Source organism: Halomonas sp. E14, assembly GCF_052568415.1.
This window is the reverse complement of record NZ_CP199423.1, coordinates 2,820,787-2,838,198: the sequence shown is the minus strand read 5'-3', so window position 1 is coordinate 2,838,198 and position 17,412 is coordinate 2,820,787. Positions and strand designations below refer to the sequence as shown.

Annotated in this window: 19 protein-coding genes; 14 read left to right on the top strand and 5 right to left on the bottom strand. The window is 67.4% G+C overall.

The genetic code is table 11. The features are described from left to right. The first annotated feature begins 22 nt into the window (after positions 1-22). From ACT7B3_RS13260 to ACT7B3_RS13200, 13 genes are all read left to right on the top strand, one after another. Positions 23-379, top strand: a complete 357-nt coding sequence (locus ACT7B3_RS13260; protein ID WP_445158250.1) for a septum formation initiator family protein — start codon at positions 23-25, stop codon at positions 377-379. Next, positions 372-1,109: a 2-C-methyl-D-erythritol 4-phosphate cytidylyltransferase gene (ispD, locus tag ACT7B3_RS13255; RefSeq protein WP_445158249.1), complete on the top strand. Its 738-nt coding sequence runs from the start codon at positions 372-374 to the stop codon at positions 1,107-1,109. The genes ACT7B3_RS13260 and ispD overlap by 8 nt, the downstream gene beginning before the upstream one ends. Position 1,110: 1 nt before the next feature. Further along, complete coding sequence (gene ispF, locus ACT7B3_RS13250; protein ID WP_445158248.1) at positions 1,111-1,602, top strand: 2-C-methyl-D-erythritol 2,4-cyclodiphosphate synthase; 492 nt, start codon at positions 1,111-1,113, stop codon at positions 1,600-1,602. Continuing rightward, the gene (truD, locus tag ACT7B3_RS13245; RefSeq protein WP_445158247.1) at positions 1,595-2,674 is read left to right on the top strand and encodes a tRNA pseudouridine(13) synthase TruD; all 1,080 of its coding nucleotides are present in this window, start codon (positions 1,595-1,597) and stop codon (positions 2,672-2,674) included. Before ispF ends, truD begins: the two co-directional genes overlap by 8 nt. Before the next feature lie 42 nt (positions 2,675-2,716). After that, positions 2,717-3,463 carry a 5'/3'-nucleotidase SurE gene (gene surE, locus ACT7B3_RS13240; RefSeq protein ID WP_445158246.1) on the top strand — a complete coding sequence of 249 codons (747 nt, stop codon included), beginning with the start codon at positions 2,717-2,719 and terminating at the stop codon, positions 3,461-3,463. Further along, positions 3,450-4,130: a protein-L-isoaspartate(D-aspartate) O-methyltransferase gene (locus ACT7B3_RS13235; RefSeq protein ID WP_445158245.1), complete on the top strand. Its 681-nt coding sequence runs from the start codon at positions 3,450-3,452 to the stop codon at positions 4,128-4,130. The genes surE and ACT7B3_RS13235 overlap by 14 nt, the downstream gene beginning before the upstream one ends. Beyond that, complete coding sequence (locus ACT7B3_RS13230) at positions 4,127-5,113, top strand: DUF368 domain-containing protein (RefSeq protein WP_444677034.1); 987 nt, start codon at positions 4,127-4,129, stop codon at positions 5,111-5,113. The genes ACT7B3_RS13235 and ACT7B3_RS13230 overlap by 4 nt, the downstream gene beginning before the upstream one ends. Further along, positions 5,106-6,227 carry a peptidoglycan DD-metalloendopeptidase family protein gene (locus ACT7B3_RS13225; RefSeq protein ID WP_445158244.1) on the top strand — a complete coding sequence of 374 codons (1,122 nt, stop codon included), beginning with the start codon at positions 5,106-5,108 and terminating at the stop codon, positions 6,225-6,227. The genes ACT7B3_RS13230 and ACT7B3_RS13225 overlap by 8 nt, the downstream gene beginning before the upstream one ends. 146 nt (positions 6,228-6,373) lie before the next feature. Beyond that, positions 6,374-7,360, top strand: coding sequence for an RNA polymerase sigma factor RpoS (rpoS, locus tag ACT7B3_RS13220; protein WP_445158243.1), 987 nt, complete (start codon positions 6,374-6,376; stop codon positions 7,358-7,360). 112 nt (positions 7,361-7,472) lie between these two features. After that, entirely contained in the window at positions 7,473-8,906 is a 1,434-nt protein-coding gene (locus tag ACT7B3_RS13215) for a TolC family outer membrane protein (protein ID WP_445158242.1), read from the top strand. A gap of 170 nt (positions 8,907-9,076) precedes the next feature. Next, complete coding sequence (gene alr / locus ACT7B3_RS13210) at positions 9,077-10,192, top strand: alanine racemase (protein WP_445158241.1); 1,116 nt, start codon at positions 9,077-9,079, stop codon at positions 10,190-10,192. 38 nt (positions 10,193-10,230) lie between these two features. After that, the gene (gene lpxL / locus ACT7B3_RS13205; protein WP_445158240.1) at positions 10,231-11,190 is read left to right on the top strand and encodes an LpxL/LpxP family Kdo(2)-lipid IV(A) lauroyl/palmitoleoyl acyltransferase; all 960 of its coding nucleotides are present in this window, start codon (positions 10,231-10,233) and stop codon (positions 11,188-11,190) included. An 89-nt stretch (positions 11,191-11,279) separates the two neighbouring features. After that, the gene (locus ACT7B3_RS13200) at positions 11,280-11,441 is read left to right on the top strand and encodes a DUF1328 domain-containing protein (RefSeq protein WP_444677038.1); all 162 of its coding nucleotides are present in this window, start codon (positions 11,280-11,282) and stop codon (positions 11,439-11,441) included. A gap of 8 nt (positions 11,442-11,449) precedes the next feature. Here ACT7B3_RS13200 and ACT7B3_RS13195 read toward each other — a convergent pair whose 3' ends face one another. The 5 genes from ACT7B3_RS13195 to ACT7B3_RS13175 all read right to left on the bottom strand — a co-directional run bounded on the left by ACT7B3_RS13195 (position 11,450) and on the right by ACT7B3_RS13175 (position 17,066). Beyond that, entirely contained in the window at positions 11,450-12,793 is a 1,344-nt protein-coding gene (locus ACT7B3_RS13195) for a DUF2254 domain-containing protein (RefSeq protein ID WP_445158239.1), read from the bottom strand. 97 nt (positions 12,794-12,890) lie between these two features. After that, complete coding sequence (ettA, locus tag ACT7B3_RS13190; protein ID WP_445158238.1) at positions 12,891-14,552, bottom strand: energy-dependent translational throttle protein EttA; 1,662 nt, start codon at positions 14,550-14,552, stop codon at positions 12,891-12,893. Positions 14,553-14,697: 145 nt separating this feature from the next. After that, a complete protein-coding gene (locus ACT7B3_RS13185) occupies positions 14,698-14,910 on the bottom strand; it encodes a PA3496 family putative envelope integrity protein (protein ID WP_444677040.1) in 213 nt (70 codons plus the stop codon). Between the two features lie 291 nt (positions 14,911-15,201). After that, complete coding sequence (locus ACT7B3_RS13180; RefSeq protein ID WP_444677041.1) at positions 15,202-15,636, bottom strand: PAS domain-containing protein; 435 nt, start codon at positions 15,634-15,636, stop codon at positions 15,202-15,204. A gap of 113 nt (positions 15,637-15,749) precedes the next feature. Then, complete coding sequence (locus ACT7B3_RS13175; protein WP_444677042.1) at positions 15,750-17,066, bottom strand: MFS transporter; 1,317 nt, start codon at positions 17,064-17,066, stop codon at positions 15,750-15,752. Between the two features lie 54 nt (positions 17,067-17,120). Between ACT7B3_RS13175 and ACT7B3_RS13170 the strand changes: the two genes are divergently transcribed. Next, a complete protein-coding gene (locus tag ACT7B3_RS13170; RefSeq protein ID WP_444677043.1) occupies positions 17,121-17,390 on the top strand; it encodes a SelT/SelW/SelH family protein in 270 nt (89 codons plus the stop codon). The last annotated feature ends 22 nt before the right edge of the window (positions 17,391-17,412 follow it).

Sequence of the window (17,412 nt, the reverse complement as noted above, 5' to 3'; positions counted from 1 at the left end):
TCGTTCCGCACAGGGGAAAGACATGCTCAAGGGGCTCGCCGTCGCGCTGCTGCTGCTGCTGGCGCTGCTGCAGTATCGCCTCTGGTTCGGCGATGGCGGCATTCAGGAGCTTGGCGAAATTCGCGAGCGGGTGGTCATGCTCGACTCGGCCAACAAGCCCCTGCGCGATCGCAACGCGCGTCTGGCCGCCGAGGTGGTCGATCTCAAGACCGGCCTGGACGCCATCGAGGAGCGCTCGCGCAGCGATATCGGCATGGTGCGCACCGACGAACAGTTCTACTGGGTGCCCGGGGTGGTGATCGAAGCCAGCATGATCGAGGCCAACGCCAGCCTGGTCGGCAAGGCGGCGCCCGGCGCCACGGTGAATGGCCGTGAGTGAGGCGCTGTGGCTGGTCGTGCCGGCGGCGGGGCAGGGCCGGCGCATGGGCGCGCAGCGCCCCAAGCAGTACCTGCCGCTGGCCGGGCGCACGGTGATGGCTCAGACGCTGGCGCGGCTGCACCTGGCCTTTCCCTCGGCGCGCCTGTGCCTGTGCCTCGACCCGCAAGACGCCTATTTCGATCCCGCCTGGGTACCCTTCGCCAGCTGGCAGCGTGTTGCCGGCGGCGCCGAGCGGGCCGATTCCGTGCGCCATGCGCTGGCGGCACTGGCGGGGCAGGCCGGCGAGAATGACCTCGTTCTGGTGCATGACGTGGCGCGCCCCTGCGTCACCGTGGCTGACCTCAGGCGGCTGCACGCCGCCCTGCGGGCCGATGCGGTGGGCGGGCTGCTGGCCGCGCCGGCGGCCGACACCATGAAGCGTGACGATGGCCAGGGTCGGGTGGCGCGCACCGAGCCGCGCGCAGGTCTGTGGCATGCGCTGACCCCCCAGGGCTTTCGCTATGGCCTGTTGCACCGGGCGTTGGCGGCGGCGCAGCAGGCCGGCGTCGCCGTCACCGATGAAGCCTCGGCCGTCGAGGCGCTGGGCGAGACGCCGCGGCTGGTGCCGGGGCGGCGCGACAACCTCAAGATCACCCATCCGGAAGACCTCGCCCTGGCCGCCCAGATTCTGGCCGCCCAGCAGGCGGAAGGCGAGTCCGGCCGCGACACGGCTCTCAGGGAGACGCAGTGAGATGTTCAGGATAGGCCACGGCTTCGACGTACATCGCTTCGGTGACGGCGATCACCTGATGATCGGCGGGGTCGCCATTCCCTTTGCCCACGGCTTCGTCGCCCACTCCGATGGCGATGTGCTGCTGCATGCCCTCAGCGATGCCCTGCTCGGCGCCTGTGCCATGGGCGATATCGGGCGCCACTTCCCCGACACCGACGCCGCCTGGGCCGGCGCCGACAGCCGCGACCTGCTGCGCCGGGTGATGGCGCTGGTAGCGGCGGCCGGCTACCGGGTGGTCAACGTGGATGCCACGCTGATGGCCCAGGCGCCCAGAATGGCGCCGCATGTTGCCGCCATGGCGGCCAACATCGCCGCCGACCTGGCGCTGGAGGCCGGCGCCGTCAACGTCAAGGCGACCACCACCGAACGGCTTGGCTTTACCGGCCGCGGTGAAGGTATCGCCGCCGAGGCCGTGGTGCTGCTGGCGCAGCGGAGCGGCGTAGATGCGTGAGGCGGACGCAGCGCCGACTGCCGGCTGCCGGCTGCGCGTGACAGAGGCGCTGTTCGGCCCCGTCGCGCCCGGCGACTACCGCGCCGCGCCCGAGGACTTCGTGGTCGAGGAGGTGCTCGGCTTCGCCCCGGAAGGCGGCGGCGAGCACCTTTGGCTATGGGTCGAGAAGCGCGGCGCCACCACGCTCGAGGCGGTGCGCGAGCTGGCCCGCTGCTGCGACGTGGCGCCGCGCGCGGTGGGCTACGCCGGCATGAAGGATCGCATCGCGGTGACGCGCCAGTGGCTCTCGGTGCACCTGCCGGGCCGCGAAGCGCCGGTGGATCTTGCGGCGCGGCTGGCCGAGCGCGGGCTGCAAGTGCTCGCGCAGTGCCGCCATCCGCGCAAGCTCAAGCGCGGCGTGCACCGCGCCAACCGCTTCACCCTGATGCTCTCCGGGCCGGTGGTCGAGGCGCCGGAGATCGAGGCGCGCTGGCGCTGGCTGTGTCAGCACGGTGTGCCCAACGCCTTCGGCCCGCAGCGCTTCGGCCCCGAGGGGCGCAACCTGGCCCGGGCCCGCGCCGTACTGGCGCGCGGCTGGCGCAAGCGCGACGACCGCGAGGGCATGCTGCTGTCCGCCGCGCGCAGCTTCCTGTTCAACGACCTGCTGGCGCAGCGCATGGCGGCGGGCACCTGGAACCGCCTGCTGCCCGGCGAGCTGGCCTTCCTCGACGGCAGCGCCAGCCAGTTCGTGGTCGAGGCGGTGGATGACGCCCTCGTCGCGCGTGCCGAAGGCCTCGACCTGCACCCCAGCGGCGTGCTGTGGGGGGCGGGGGAGTCCCGCGCCGGCGGCGAGGCGGCCGAGTTCGAGGCGCAGCTGCGCGAACGCCACCTGGCGCTGTGCCAGGGACTCGAGCGCGCCGAGGTGCGGCTGGCCCACCGGCCGCTGCGGCTGCGCCTCGAACAGCCGCAGCTGACGCGGTCTGCCGGGCGGCTGCGGCTCGACTTCCGGCTGCCGCGCGGCAGCTTCGCCACGGCGGTGCTGCGCGAGCTGATGACGCACCCCACGCTGGATGCCCTGACGCCGGGGGGCTGAGCCCCTGGTGACGATCACCTGCCGATCAGGAGGCCGTACGTGATGCGCAGACTCTTGCTTTCGAACGACGACGGGGTGCATGCCCCGGGGCTTCGCGCCCTTCACGATGCGCTGGTGGCTCACGCCCGGCTGCGCGTGGTGGCCCCCGACCGCGACCGCAGCGGGGCGAGCAATTCGCTGACCCTGAACCGGCCGCTGTCGCTGACGGCGCTGGACAACGGCTTTCACTGCGTCGACGGCACGCCCGCCGACTGCGTCTACCTCGGCGTCAACGGAGTGTGGGACGAGCGCCCCGACCTGGTGATCTCGGGCATCAACCACGGCGGCAACCTGGGTGACGACGTGCTCTATTCCGGCACGGTGGCAGCCGCCATGGAGGGGCGCAACCTCGGCATGCCGGCCATCGCCATGTCGCTGGTGGGTTCGCGCCACTTCGATACCGCCGGGCGCGTGGCGGCGACCCTGGTGGGGGCGGCCGACCAGCTGTCGCTGCCGCCGCGCAGCCTGCTCAACGTCAACGTGCCGGACCTGCCGTGGGAGGCGATCCAGGGCTTCCGCGTGACGCGCATGGGCTACCGCGGTCCGGCCGAACGACCGATGGAAGTGCGCGACCCGCGCGGCCGCCTGCGCTACTGGATTGCAGCTGCCGGACAGAACGCCGATGATGGGCCCGACACCGACTTTGCCGCCGTCGAGGCGGGCTATGTATCGATCACGCCGCTGCAGACCGACCTGACTCGGCATGCGGCCATCGCGGATGTGCAAGGCTGGCTGGATGCATTTACCTGAACGACTTCCCGAGCTGCTGCGCGGCGTGGGCATGACCTCCCAGCGCACCCGTGACCGCATGGTGGCACGGCTCGCCGACCAGGGCATCGCCGACGAACGGGTACTGAGCGTCATGGCCAGCGAGCCGCGCCACCTGTTCCTCGACGAAGCCTTGGCGCACCGTGCCTACGAGGACACCGCGCTGCCCATCGGCCACGGCCAGACCCTGTCGCAGCCGTGGATGGTGGCACGCATGACCGAGCTGGTGCTCAGCGAAGCGCCCGAGCGCGTGCTGGAGATCGGCACCGGTTCCGGCTACCAGACGCTGATCCTGGCGCGGCTGGTGCCGGAACTCTGGTCGCTGGAGCGGATCAATGCCCTGCATCACCGCGCCCAGGCGCGGCTGCGCCTGCTGCAGATCCACAACGTGCGCCTGCGACTGGCCGACGGTGGGCATGGCTGGCCCGAGGCGGCGCCGTTCGATGTTGTCCTGCTTACCGCCTGTGCCCATGAGCTGCCCGCGGCGCTGGTGTCACAGCTCGGCGAGGGTGGGGTGATGATTCTTCCGCTGGCCGATGCCGAAGGGGAGCAGTGGCTGACCCGGGTGCGTCGTGTGGGCAACCAATACAAGGTGCAGCGGCTGGAGCGCGTACGCTTCGTGCCGCTGCTGCAAGGAGTGATTCGTTGAAGCGCCAACTCAGTGTTTTCCTGAAGGGAGCCGGGATGGGGGCGGCAGACGCCGTACCGGGAGTTTCCGGTGGCACCATTGCCTTCATCACAGGGATCTATGAAGAGCTGATTCATACCATCAAGCAGTTCGGCCCCAGCGCCTTCGTCGCCTGGCGGCGCGGCGGCATACCGCTGCTGATCACGCACCTCAACCTGGCCTTCGCCATTCCGCTGCTGTTGGGTATTGCCGCCAGCCTGATCAGCGTGGCGCACCTGGTGGTGTGGCTGATGGACGACCACCCGCTGCTGCTCAACGGCTTCTTCTTCGGCCTGGTGGCGGCCTCGGCGCTGGTGGTGAGTCGCCACCCGTCCGACTGGAAGCTGTGGCACGTGGTACCGCTGCTGCTCGGCCTGCTGCTGGCCCACGGCCTGCCTTCGCTGATGCCGATGATCACGCTGCTCGGCAACCCTTCGCTGACGCTGATCGTAGCCGGCGCCATCGCCATCAGCGCACTGCTGCTGCCGGGGGTGTCGGGTAGCTTCCTGCTGCTGTCGATGGGCCTCTACGGCACCGTCATGCAGGGCATCCGCAGCTTCGACGTGGCGCTGCTCAGCACCTTCGCGGTGGGCTGCCTGATCGGCCTGTTCGGCTTCTCGCGCCTGCTGTCGTGGCTGCTGCGCCACTACCATACGGCCACGCTGCAGCTGCTGATCGGTTTCATCGTCGGTTCGCTGCCGGTGCTGTGGCCGTGGCGCGAGCTGGTGCGCTACCAGCTTGGCCCCGAAGGCCAGATGATTCCGCTCAACTATCGCTACCTGACCCCCGACGACTACGCCAACCTGACCGGCGAACCCGGGCTGATGGTGCCGGTGGCGCTCACCATGCTGCTGGGTGCCGCCCTGGTGCTGGGGCTGGGTCGCTTTCAACAGCGCAGCACGAGCGGCAGCGTGAACAACCCCTCTCAATCGGCTCCTGACAAGGAGGATGGCTCCAATGCGTAAGGTGTTACTGGTTTCTGCCATTGCCTTGGCCATGGCCGGGTGTGTCGCTCCTCAGGAGTACCACGCGCCGCAGGTGCGTGACCTTTCCGCCAGTCGTGAACGCACACCGGCCAGCCACTATACGGTTGCCGCCGGCGATACCCTCTACGGGATCGCCTGGCGCCATGACATGGACTTCCGCGACCTGGCGCGGCTCAACCAGATCGGCCCGCCGTACCGTATCCAGCCTGGGCAGCAGCTGCGCCTGGGCGAAGGCGCGGGCGAGCCGCCGCGCCAGGTTGCCCAGCAGCCGCTGGGCGACAGCCAGGTAGCCACGGCGATCGCCCTGGGCGGCCCCTCGGCGCAGCCTCAGGCTACCGGCGGCAGCGACTGGCTGATGCCGGACGAGAGCGCCATCGAGCGCAATCGCCGCCTCACCGCCGAGCCCCTGGACGCGGGGGCGGCTGCGCCCTCCCAGGCGGCGCTGGCCAGCGCCGAGCAGGTGGCCGCCGCCGAGCGGCCGCCCGAGCGCGACCTGGAGCCGGTTCGCCAGCCTGAGCCCGAGCCGATGCGCCAACCCGAGCCCGAGCGTCCCGCCGAGGTCAGGGAGGAGCCCGCGCTGGCGGTGGCCGCCGCCCCCGAGCCGGAACCCGAGCCCGCGCCGCAGCCGGCGGCGGCCCCCGCGCCCGATGCCGGCACCCAGGTGGCGGGCGAGCCGCCGCGTCAGCCCGAGCGTTCAGGGCGCACCTATACGCCGGTGGCCGAGGTGCCCTGGCAGTGGCCGACCGAGGGGCAGCTGATCGGCCGCTTCGGCGAAGGCGGTAGTATCACCGCCGGCATTGATATCGCCGGGCAAAAGGGGCAACCTGTCAGAGCAGCCGGACCTGGTATCGTGGTCTATGCCGGCAGCGGGGTGAGAGGGTATGGCAACCTCATCCTGCTCAAGCATAACGATCAGTACCTGAGCGCCTATGCCCACAACGATACGCTTCGGGTAACCGAGAACGATGTGGTCGAGGCCGGTGAAGTGATCGCCACCATGGGCGACAGCGACGCCGAAAGCCCCAGGCTGCATTTCGAGGTGCGCAAGGATGGCCAGCCTCAAGACCCCCTTAAATACCTGCCGCAGCGCTGAGCGCAGGCGGCTCCCCCCGGGGCGTCATGGTGGTCGTTGGCGTCCCGTCGGGGCGCCAGCAGAGCCATAACAATAATCACAGTGCGTGCTGAATGACGATGCCAGGTGTTGACCGACACCTAAGGACGAAAACGGGGTAGCAACCGATGAGCATGCTTGAACGGGACCTTCAGGATGTGGATCTCGAGGAAGTCGCAGGGGTTGACCAGGAGCTCGGTGATGACCCGGAGACGTCGGATAGCGACGACGACGATGCGTTCGAAAAGGCGCTGAGCCGCGAGGACAAGCACTACCACCACAGCCTGGATGCCACGCAGATCTATCTCAACGAGATAGGTTTCTCGCCGCTGTTGACACCGGAAGAGGAGGTCTACTACGGCCGCCTCGCCCAGAAGGGCGATCCGGCGGGGCGTGCGCGCATGATCGAGTCCAACCTGCGCCTGGTGGTGAAGATCGCCCGGCGCTACCTCAACCGCGGATTGACGCTGCTTGACCTGATCGAGGAGGGCAACCTCGGCCTGATCCGGGCGGTCGAGAAGTTCGACCCCGAGCGCGGCTTCCGTTTCTCCACCTACGCCACCTGGTGGATTCGCCAGACCATCGAGCGGGCGCTGATGAACCAGACCCGCACGATCCGCCTGCCGATCCATGTGGTCAAGGAGCTCAACATCTACCTGCGCGCCGCGCGCGAGCTGACCCAGAAGCTCGACCACGAGGCGACCGCGGAGGAGATCGCCGACTATCTCGACAAGCCGGTCGAGTCGGTGAAGAAGATGATGGGGCTCAACGAGCGTGTCTCCTCGGTGGACTACCCGATGGGTGGCGAGAGCGACAAGCCGCTGATCGAGACCCTGGCCGACGACAACGAGCAGGGCCCGGAGTCGTCGCTGGTCGATATCGACGTCAAACAGCATGTCGACGAATGGCTGGCGGAGCTGACCGACAAGCAGATGGAGGTCGTGGTGCGTCGCTTCGGCCTGCGCGGCCATGAGGCGGCTACGCTGGAAGAGGTGGGCGACGAGATCGGCTTGACCCGCGAGCGGGTGCGCCAGATCCAGGTCGAGGCGCTCAAGAAACTGCGCCGGGTACTGGAAAAGCAGGGGCTGTCGATGGAAAACATCTTCAACGAGTGAGCCCCGTAGTCAAATATGCAGCCCACCTCGCTGGTGCGGCTGCATATTTTCTGCATGCTGATGCGTTATCATTAGCGTCCTCATAATGCAGGGATGAAAAGGGAAACGATCGATGCATCGCTCACCAACAACTCGGCGCCTTGCGCGCCGCGCTCTGGCGGTCGTCGTCGGCCTGGCCATGGCCGGCAACGCCCAGGCCGCCGATCTCTGGACCATCACCCAAGACGCCCTGGCGAACGACGCCGACCTCGCTGCCGCGCGTGCCGGCTTCCAGGTCACCGAGGCCGGGCGCGACATCCAGCGCGGTACGCTGTTGCCGCAGGTCTCCGTGGGGGGCAATGCCGCACACTCACGCGTCTACAACTCTGGGACACCAGCAGGTCGAAATCTATCAGGGCAGCCGGACGACGATACGGTCAATACCATCGGCCTGAGCCTGGACGCCGAGCAGGCGCTCTACAACCCTGCGCGTCGTGCCCAACTGGAGCAGGCCGAGCGTGAGATCGTCCGCGACGCCCTGGCGCTGGACGCCGCCACCCAGAACCTGCTGTACCAGGTGGCCAATGCCTACTTCGAGATCCTGCGCGCACACGACATCCTCAGCGCCCGCCGCGCCCAGGAAACCGCCATCAGCCGCCAGCTGGAGCAGGCCCGCGAGCGCTTCGAGGTCGGCCTGATCGCCATCACCGACGTGCACGAGGCCCAGGCCTCGTTCGACCTGGCGCGCGCCCAACGCATCGCCGCGGAAGGGGCCATGCAGGTCAGCTTCGAGACCCTGGAGCGCCTCACCGGGCATCGCTACGACAGCATCGACGCGCTGCAGGAGGATGTGCCCATCACCGGCCCTGAGCCCGCCGACCGCGAGCAGTGGGTGGCGCTGGCCATGACCAACAGCCCCATGGTGCAAATGGCCGAAGCCGGCATCGAGGTGGCGCGCAGCACCGTCGACGTGGCGCGGGCAGGGCAGCGCCCGGTGGTGGCCGCCTTCGCCAGCTACGGCTGGGCCGACAGCGACCGTACCGGTGCCGACTACCAGTCGGAGAGCCAGGTCGGGCTGCGTGCCAGCGTGCCGCTCTACACTGGCGGCACGACCCAGGCGCAGATTCGCCAGAGCGGCTTTGCGCTGGAGGTCAGCCAGTACGACTTCGAGGCCCAGCGGCGCAATACCGTGCAGCAGGTTCGCTCCTTGTTCACCTTGGTCAACAACAACGTCGAGACCGTCGAGGCGCGTCGGCAGGCCATCGTCTCCAACCAGAGCGCGCTGGAAGCTACTCGCTCTGGCTACGAGGTCGGCACGCGCAACATCGTCGATGTGCTCAACGCCGAGCAGAACCTGTTCAACGCCATCGCCAATCACGCCGAGGCGCGCTACGACTATGTTCTCAGCCTGCTTGAGTTGCAGCTGCAGGCGGGGCTGCTGGGGCCGGACTCGATTCAGGCGGTCAATGCCTGGCTCTCGGAGCGTGAGGCGGTCTCCCTGGAGCTGCCGGATGCGCCGAGCGACGCCGTGATGAACATCGGCCTGCGGCCCCAGGCGCCCTCCTGACGGTGGTGCCGGCCAGCGTCACCGGGCCCAAGAAAACCACCGCAACCCGGTGGTTTTCTGCGTGTGGACAACCCACAGGTGCTACCGGCTCGTGCGGCGCTGCGGTTGTCATTTCATAACGTCATGCGGCGGCAGGCTGCCGCCGCCGTTCGCCAATGCGGAGGAGCTCCATGGCCAGGCCCCTGGTCGCTGTGATCGATCTCGACGCGCTGCGTCACAACTACTGCCTGGCCCGCTCGCTTGCCCCGAACAGTCAGGCGCTGGCGGTGCTCAAGGCCGATGCTTACGGCCACGGCGCCGTGGCGTGCGCCCGGGCGCTGGAAGGGCTGCCCGAGCATGAGCGTCCGCCGGCCTTCGCGGTAGCCAGCATCGAGGAGGCCGAGGCGCTTCGCGAAGGCGGGATCCAGACGCCCATCGTGTTGCTCGAAGGGATCTTCGAGGCCACGGAGCTGGCTCGCGTCGAGGCGCTGGGGCTGTGGCTGGCGGTGCACAGCGAATGGCAGGTCCAGGCGCTGCTCAGCTATCGCCCGGCCAAGCCGATCCCGGTCTGGCTCAAGGTCGATTCGGGCATGCACCGGTTGGGCTTCCCGCTGCACGAGGCCGCCGATGTCTGGGAGCGGCTGCAGGCGGCACCGCAGCACGCCTCCGATCTGCACCTGATGAGCCACTTCGCCACCGCCGATGCGGCCGATACGGCCTACTTCCAGCATCAGTTCGAGAGCATGATTTCGCTTTCGCAGCGGCTCGGCGCGCCGCTGTGCCTGGCCAACTCCCCGGCCACGCTGGCACGGCCGGGCGCCCATGGCGCCTGGGTGCGTCCCGGCGTGATGCTCTACGGCAGCGACCCGCTGGAGGTGCCGAACGAGGCCAGTCGGCGCCTGGCGCCGGTGATGACGCTGCGCTCCGAGATCATCGCCACCCGCGAGCTGGCCGAAGGCGAGCCGGTGGGGTATGGCGGGCGCTGGCGAGCCCCGCGCCCCTCGCGCATCGGCGTGGTGGCCTGCGGCTACGGTGACGGCTACGACCGCCATGCCGTGGACGGCACGCCGGTGCTGGTGGGCGGGCAGCGCAGCGTGATCACCGGCAAGGTCTCGATGGACATGCTGATGGTCGATCTCACCGACCTGCCCGAGGCCCGCATCGGGACCGAGGTGGTGCTGTGGGGCCGTGCGACGGGCGGGGCGGTGTTGTCGGTGGACGAGGTGGCGCGCTGCTGCGACACCATCAGCTACACCCTGCTGACGGGCGTACTGCCGCGGGTGCCGAGACGCTACCGCCAGTCCTGACAGCCTCCGCCACGTACTTGAATCGAACAGGAAATCGCATGTCCAAGCGCAACTGGCCCGCTTCCTTCGCCCATCCCCGATTCTGGCCCGCCTGGCTTGCCATCGGGGCCATGCGGGTCGGGGCCTGGCTGCCGTGGCGGCTCAAGCTGACGCTAGGCCGCGGCCTGGGGCTGCTGGCCTGGCGCGTTGTGCCGCGCCGGCGGCACATTGTCGACACCAACCTGCAGCTGTGCTTCCCGGAGCTTGGCGAGCGCGAGCGCGAGCGGCTGGTGCGCGAGACCTTCAAGGCCAACGGCATCGGCATCCTGGAAACCGCCACCGGCTGGTGCCGCGACCCGCGTCACCTACGCCATCGCGTCACCTACAAGGGGCGCCATCATCTCGAGCATGCCTACGCGCAGGGCAAGGGCGTGCTGGTGGTGGGCATCCACTTCTCCACGCTGGACCTGGGCGGGGCGCTGCACTCGCTCTACTTCCCCTCCGACGTGGTCTATCGTCCCCACAACAACCCGCTGTTCGACCGCTTCATGACCCGCTCGCGCAGCCGCATCTTCGGCGAAGCCATCGACCGCCACGACCTGCGCGGCGTGGTGCGCCGGATCAAGGCGGGGCATATCGTCTGGTATTCGCCCGACCAGGACTTTGGCCGTGACGTGAGCGTGTTTGCGCCGCTGTTCGGCGTCGAGGCAGCGACCATCCGCCTCACCGCCAAAATCGCTCGCATGACCGGGGCGCCGGTGGTGCCCTTGATGTTCCATCGCAACCCTGACGATCGCACCTACACCATCGAGTGCCACCCGGCGCTGGAGAATTTCCCCAGCAAGGACGAGGTGAGCGATGCGACCCAGGTAAACGCCTTCATCGAGCGCGCCATCCGCAAGCACCCGGAGCAGTACATGTGGCTACACCGCCGCTTCAAGACTCGCCCGGAAGGCGAGCCCGACCCCTACGGAAGGGCGCCTGGCGGTGCTGTGGATACAAGCGGTCACGGGCGGTAACTTGACGGTTCGTTGGGTTCACGCAACGCTTGTCATTACCAGAGAAGGAGTTCCGACGCTTCGCGTCATGACAGTCAAGGAGGTCTGTTATGCTCGGTAATGCCATGCTGTTTCTGATCATCGCCATCATCGCTGGCGTGCTGGGGTTCACCGGCATCGCGGGTGCGGCAACCACCATTGCTCAGATCCTGTTCTTCCTGTTCATCGTGCTCTTCATCGTTTCGCTGATCACGGGGCGGGGAAAACCATAGCGCCTGAGTCAGGCGCCATGACAGGGGGCGGTGGGTAGCGAGGCTGGCAGTCGCAGCCTGTGCTCGCCGCCATTGAGCTTTCCATTGATGTATTCCCTATCGAGATGATGCTGGGCCGCCTGGTTCAGCATCTCGATCACTCGTTCGGCCTGTTGCTGAATGCTTTCCCGCTGTGTGATGCCGGCAAAGAGCGAAAGCTTCTTGAGCGCTTCGAGCAGGCTCAGTCCGATCGACAGGTCGCGCTTGCCGTAGTGAATCATGGGCGTGAAAAGGCGGTAGAGCAGGGCGGAAAACTCCTCCGTCGGCCAGATGACTCTCACGCTGTTCTGCTCGTCGAGCAGGGCATTGCAAGGCGTGACGCCAAGCCGCTGGCGCAACAGGTCCGTCAGCTGGTTGATGCACAGCTGCGCCGTGCCGGGATCGTTTACCCCCGGTGAGAGCGCCTTCACCGCAATTTCCATCAGCTGGGTCAACCCGTGCACATGCGAGTCGCTGATCGACTCGGCTTGGCCGTGGACGATCTGCGCGAGCACTTCCTGGGTCCAGGTGTCGTCCAACTGGTGGGGTGCTTCGACATGCAGCAAGGGGTAGCCCTCCAGCACGAAGTCGCCAATGGCGACGTTGAAATGGATGACGGCATCCTTGTGGCAGGCCAGTTCCGCCAGCTTTTCGACGTCGGCTCGCTGGATCGTGCCCGTCTGGTTCGATGCGATGACCTGGTGCCTGACGGAAAGGGACGGGGGCTGGGGTAAATGCGTATACCGTGCGGCTTGCTGGCGGGCTTGCAGATGGTGCAGCGCATGGCTGGTGGCCTGGTGCAGGCTGGCGGCCACCGAGTTGACCTGCACGGACTGCGACGCCTTGTGGATGAAATAGACGAACAGCGCAAGGCAGTGCATGACCATCACTGCCGCCAGGTAGGCATGCAAGGAGCGCCACAGGCCTGGCGAATCCTCGCTGCCGGGCATCATCAGCAGCATCAGTACATACAGGATGGTGCCGAGATAGTGCCCAAGCACCCATTGATGGTGCCGCTTGGTCACCAATCCGAAGACGAGCTTGTGGGAAAAGTTGCCGCCGGCCTGGGAGAGCACCGACATCACCATCGAGAAGCTGAAGACCATCAACGAGACCATGCCGGTAATCAAGGTGGACAACAGCGTGCGTCGCGTCTCGGTGTCGGTGAAGTGAGCAAATTCGAGTTCGACCGGCAGGGGAAACAGACCATCCTCCGGCACCACGGCTGCCAGTCCCACCAGGAAGTATCCCAGTGCCAGCAGGCTGGGAATGTAAGCGATGCTTTGCCGGTACGACTTGGCCAGCTTGATGGGGTAGAAGAGTGCGGTAATCATCGGAAATCCTTTTCAGCGATGAGGCATGGTTCGATAGAACCAAAAAGCCCCGCCGGTGAAAAGGCGGGGCTTGTGGTCAGGCGAGTCGAGTGACCTCCTACGCGTCGATGCGCTTGTACTTCATGCGGTGCGGGGTGTCGTTACCGACCCGCTTGCGGTGATCCGCTTCGTAGTCGGTATAGTTGCCCTCGAAGAATTCCACGTGGGAGTCGCCCTCGAACGCCAGGATATGGGTGGCGATGCGGTCGAGGAACCAGCGATCGTGGGAGATCACCAGAGCGCAGCCGGGGAAGGCGAGCAGCGCCTCTTCCAGTGCGCGCAGGGTCTCGATGTCGAGATCGTTGGACGGTTCGTCGAGCAGCAGCACGTTGGCGCCCTGCTTCAGGGTCTGGGCCAGCTGCAGGCGGCCGCGCTCGCCGCCGGAGAGGTCCTTGAGGAACTTCTGCTGGTCGTTGCCCTTGAAGTTGAAGCGACCGACGTAGGCGCGTGAGGAGACCTCGTAGCCATTGATGTTGAGGATGTCCTGGCCGTCGGAGACCGCTTGCCACACCGTGTGCTTGTCTTCCAGCGCATCGCGCAGCTGCTCGACGTAGGCGATGTCGACGGTGTCGCCGATCACCACCTCGCCGCTGTCGGGCTGCTCCTTGCCGGTGATCAGCTTGAACAGCGTCGACTTGCCGGCGCCGTTGCCGCCAATGATGCCGACGATGGCGCCCTTGGGCACGGTGAAGGAGAGATCCTCATAAAGCAGCTTGTCCTCGAAGCGCTTGGACACGCCATGGAACTCGATGACCTTGTCGCCCAGGCGCGGGCCGGGCGGAATGTAGATCTCGTTGGTCTCGTTGCGCTTCTGGAAGTCGCCGGACTGCATCTCCTCGAAGCGGTTGAGGCGCGCCTTGCTCTTGGCCTGGCGGCCCTTGGCGTTGCTGCGCACCCACTCCAGCTCGTGCTTGATCGCCTTCTGGCGCGAGGCTTCCTGCTTGGCCTCCTGCTCCAGACGCTTCTCCTTCGATTCCAGCCACTGGGAGTAGTTGCCCTCGAAGGGGATGCCATGGCCGCGGTCGAGCTCGAGGATCCAGCCGGCGACGTTGTCGAGGAAGTAGCGGTCGTGGGTGATGGCCACCACGGTACCGGGGTAGTCGTGCAGGAAGCGCTCGAGCCAGGCCACCGATTCGGCGTCCAGGTGGTTGGTGGGCTCGTCGAGCAGCAGCATGTCGGGGCTGGAGAGCAGCAGCCGGCACAGGGCCACGCGGCGGCGCTCGCCTCCGGAGAGGTGGCCGACACGGGCGTCCCAGGGCGGCAGGCGCAGCGCCTCGGCGGCCACTTCCAGCTTGCGCTCGAGGTTGTGGGCGTCGGCGGCCTCGATGATGTTCTCCAGGCGCGCCTGCTCGGCGGCCAGGGCATCGAAGTCGGCGTCCGGTTCGGCATAGGCGGCATAGACGGCATCGAGCTTGGCCTGGGCGTCCTTGATCTCGCCCAGCGCCTCCTCGACGGTCTCGCGCACGTTCTTGTCGTCGTCGAGCTGCGGCTCCTGTGGCAGGTAGCCGACGTTGATCCCGGGCATGGGGCGCGCTTCGCCCTCGTACTCCTTGTCGACACCGGCCATGATCCGCAGCAGGGTCGACTTGCCGGCGCCGTTGAGGCCCAGCACGCCGATCTTGGCGCCGGGGAAAAAGGACAGCGAGATGTCCTTGAGAATCTGTTTCTTGGGCGGAACGACCTTGCCCACCCGATTCATGGTGAAGACGTATTGCGCCATGGGATTCCACAGAGTTGAGGGTTTCAGTGGCCCCGATGATAGTGGCCGAAGGAGACAAAGGCCAGTGCCGCGGCGGGTCTGGCGAGTGCGGCCCAGGGTGCCGGCCGGCACCCTGAAACGGCGTGGCAGGGGGGAGTGCGAGGCCTTACTCTTCCTCTTCCTCGCCAAGCGACATCCAGTCGTCTTCGATGGCGCGCTTCAGGCGGCGCTCTTCCAGCAGGGCTTCGACCCGGCGGCGTGCACGCAGCGTGTCGGCGCGGCTGGTTGCCCGGGGGCGGACATAATCGTCGTCGTTGACCGCTTCGAGAAAGTCCTGCTCGTCTTCGTGAGCGTCGCTGACAAGGGGTTCATGGCTCATGCGAAATCCTCCCATGGCCCGGCGTCGACCGTGTGGCGATCGACATGTCGCACATCCGCTTCTTGTCCGAAGCGACGGACGGGAAGCGCCATCGATGCCCGAAAGGCACCTGACGGCTATATATCGTCCATGTCGGGCCGGTGCAACCCCTCGGGGCGATTTTTTCTCCTGCGGCTTTCTCCTGCGGCGCCGGCACCTTCAAGTTGCCAAGGCGGCAGGCAGCCCCGCCGCGCCTGGACGTCCGCGGCGGCGCGGCGGGTGCGACAGCATGACGCACCGCGTGTGCCGTCACTACTCGAAGCCCTGCTCCTGCCTGAGGCGCTCGAGCTTCAGCTGCAGCTCGACGCGCTCGGTGACATCCTTCTGTACGCCGATGTAGTAGGTCAGGTTGTCGTCGGCGTCGTAGACCGGGGTGATCGAAAGCTCGTTCCAGAACAGGGTGCCGTCCTTGCGGTAGTTGCGCAGCACCTCGCGGCAAGGGCGACCCTCGGCCAGCGCCTGGCGGATGTTGTTCAGCCCGGGCTGGTCGCGGTCGTCGTTCTGCAGGAAGCGGCAGTCCTGGTAGAGAATCTCATCGGCGCTGTAGCCGGTAAGCCTTTCGAAGCCCTTGTTCACGTAGATCAGGATGTTTTCATCCCCCTCCTGCTCGGCGACCACAATGCCGTCTTCGGAGGCATCGACGATTCGCTCCAGCAGTTCTGGGCTGATCAGAGGTTTGCGTTTCATGCACGGCCTTCCTGTCGGGTGCTGGCGCGTTTGCCTGCTTGGGCGCGTTAACGATTTTTCACTATGCCATATCATGGCCAGCCCACGTCAGCTTGACAACGCCATTGGCAGGCCTACTGCTGCACTTCCCGCAGCCTGGCGGCGCTAGCGGCGGCGGCCAGCGCCATGAGCGCGAGCGTGGCCAGCAGCCAGGGGGTGCCGAGGAACTGTGCCAGCAGGCCGGTCGCGCCGCCCACGACCAGCATGAGCAGCCCGGTCAGGGTGTTGGAGAGCGCCACGTACAGCGCCCGCCGGTCCTGGCCGGCCATGTCCACCAGGTAGGTCTTGCGCCCCAGGCGCACCCCGGCGTGCACGATCACCAGCAGCGCATAGACGAGGGCATAGGGCCATACGGTGGCAGTCCAGGCGCCGGGCAGCCAGGCGAAGCCGACGCCGAGCAGGCAGCAGGCTGCAGTGCCAAGGCCCGTGTCGCGCAGTACCCGGCGGCTAGAGGCATCGGCGCGCTTGCCCCAGACGGGACTTGCCACCATGCCGGCCAGGCCGGAGACCACGATCAGCACCCCCAGCCCGCCCAGTTCGGCGCCGCTCTGCTGCTGGCCGAGCAGGGCCACGTAGGGCAGGGCGAGAGCGCTGGCCATGAGCAGGGCGCGCGATAGGTTGAAGTGCAGAAAATCTCGGTCGTCGCGCAGCAGGCGCAGCCCCAGCGCCAGGCTGCCGGCGAGGCTGGCGCCGCCTTCCACGGCGCCCGGCGTCTCGCGAATGCGTGCTGCGCACAGGGCGTTGAGCGACCAGCCCAGCGCGGCGATGCCGAGCAGGGCGGCCAGGGCCAGCTCGCCGGGGCGGTCGTCGAACAGCATCAGCACCGCCCCGGCCAGCAGCGTCACGCCGCCCGCCACGCTGCCGCTCCAGCCCATCAGGCGGCCGCGGCGGCGCTTGGCGATGGTCTTGCCCAGCACGTCCTTGGTGGCGATGGAGGAGATGCCGCGAGCCAGCGAGAGCGACATCAGCGTGGCCAGCACCAGCGCGCCACCGACGCTGCCATGCCCGAACAGCGCCAGCAGCGCCAGGCCCGCCGCCGCCAGGGCCTGCAGCAGCCCGCCGGCCACCCAGGCCCACTTGCGCTGCGGTCTGAGGCGGATGAAGCCAGCCACGAACAGCTGCGGCAGCAGCGCGCCGGCTTCCCGGATCGGCACCAGCAGGCCGACCATCCACAGCGGGGCGCCGATCACTCCCAGTAACCACGGCAGTACCAGGCGAGCGCTGGAAAGCTCATCGGCCAGCTTGTTGCCGAGCGACGCCAGCACATGCAGCAGGGCGTTGCGCGGCTGCTCGTCGCAGGCGGCCTCGGGAATGTCCTGGCACAGGCGGCTGTCGTCGTCGCCGGTCAACCACTCGTACAGCCGGGACTGGCTGATCTGGCGTTCACTCATGGCGGCTCCGTGGCTGCTATCATCGGCTTTTCATTGTTGCGACAGGGGCTCGGCATGTCACGTATCCGCATTCATTACTGCACCCAGTGCAACTGGCTGCTGCGCAGCGCCTGGTACGCCCAAGAGCTGCTGTCGACCTTCGGCGAGGCGCTGGAGGAGGTGGCCCTGGCACCCTCCCACGGCGGCTACTTCGAGATCTTCTACGACGACGAATCGCTATGGGAGCGCAAGCGCGACGGCGGCTTTCCCGACGTGAAGCAGCTCAAGCAGCGGGTGCGCGACCGGCTCGACCCCGAGCGCGATCTGGGCCATATCGATCGATGAGGACGGCGCTGACGAGTGTGGA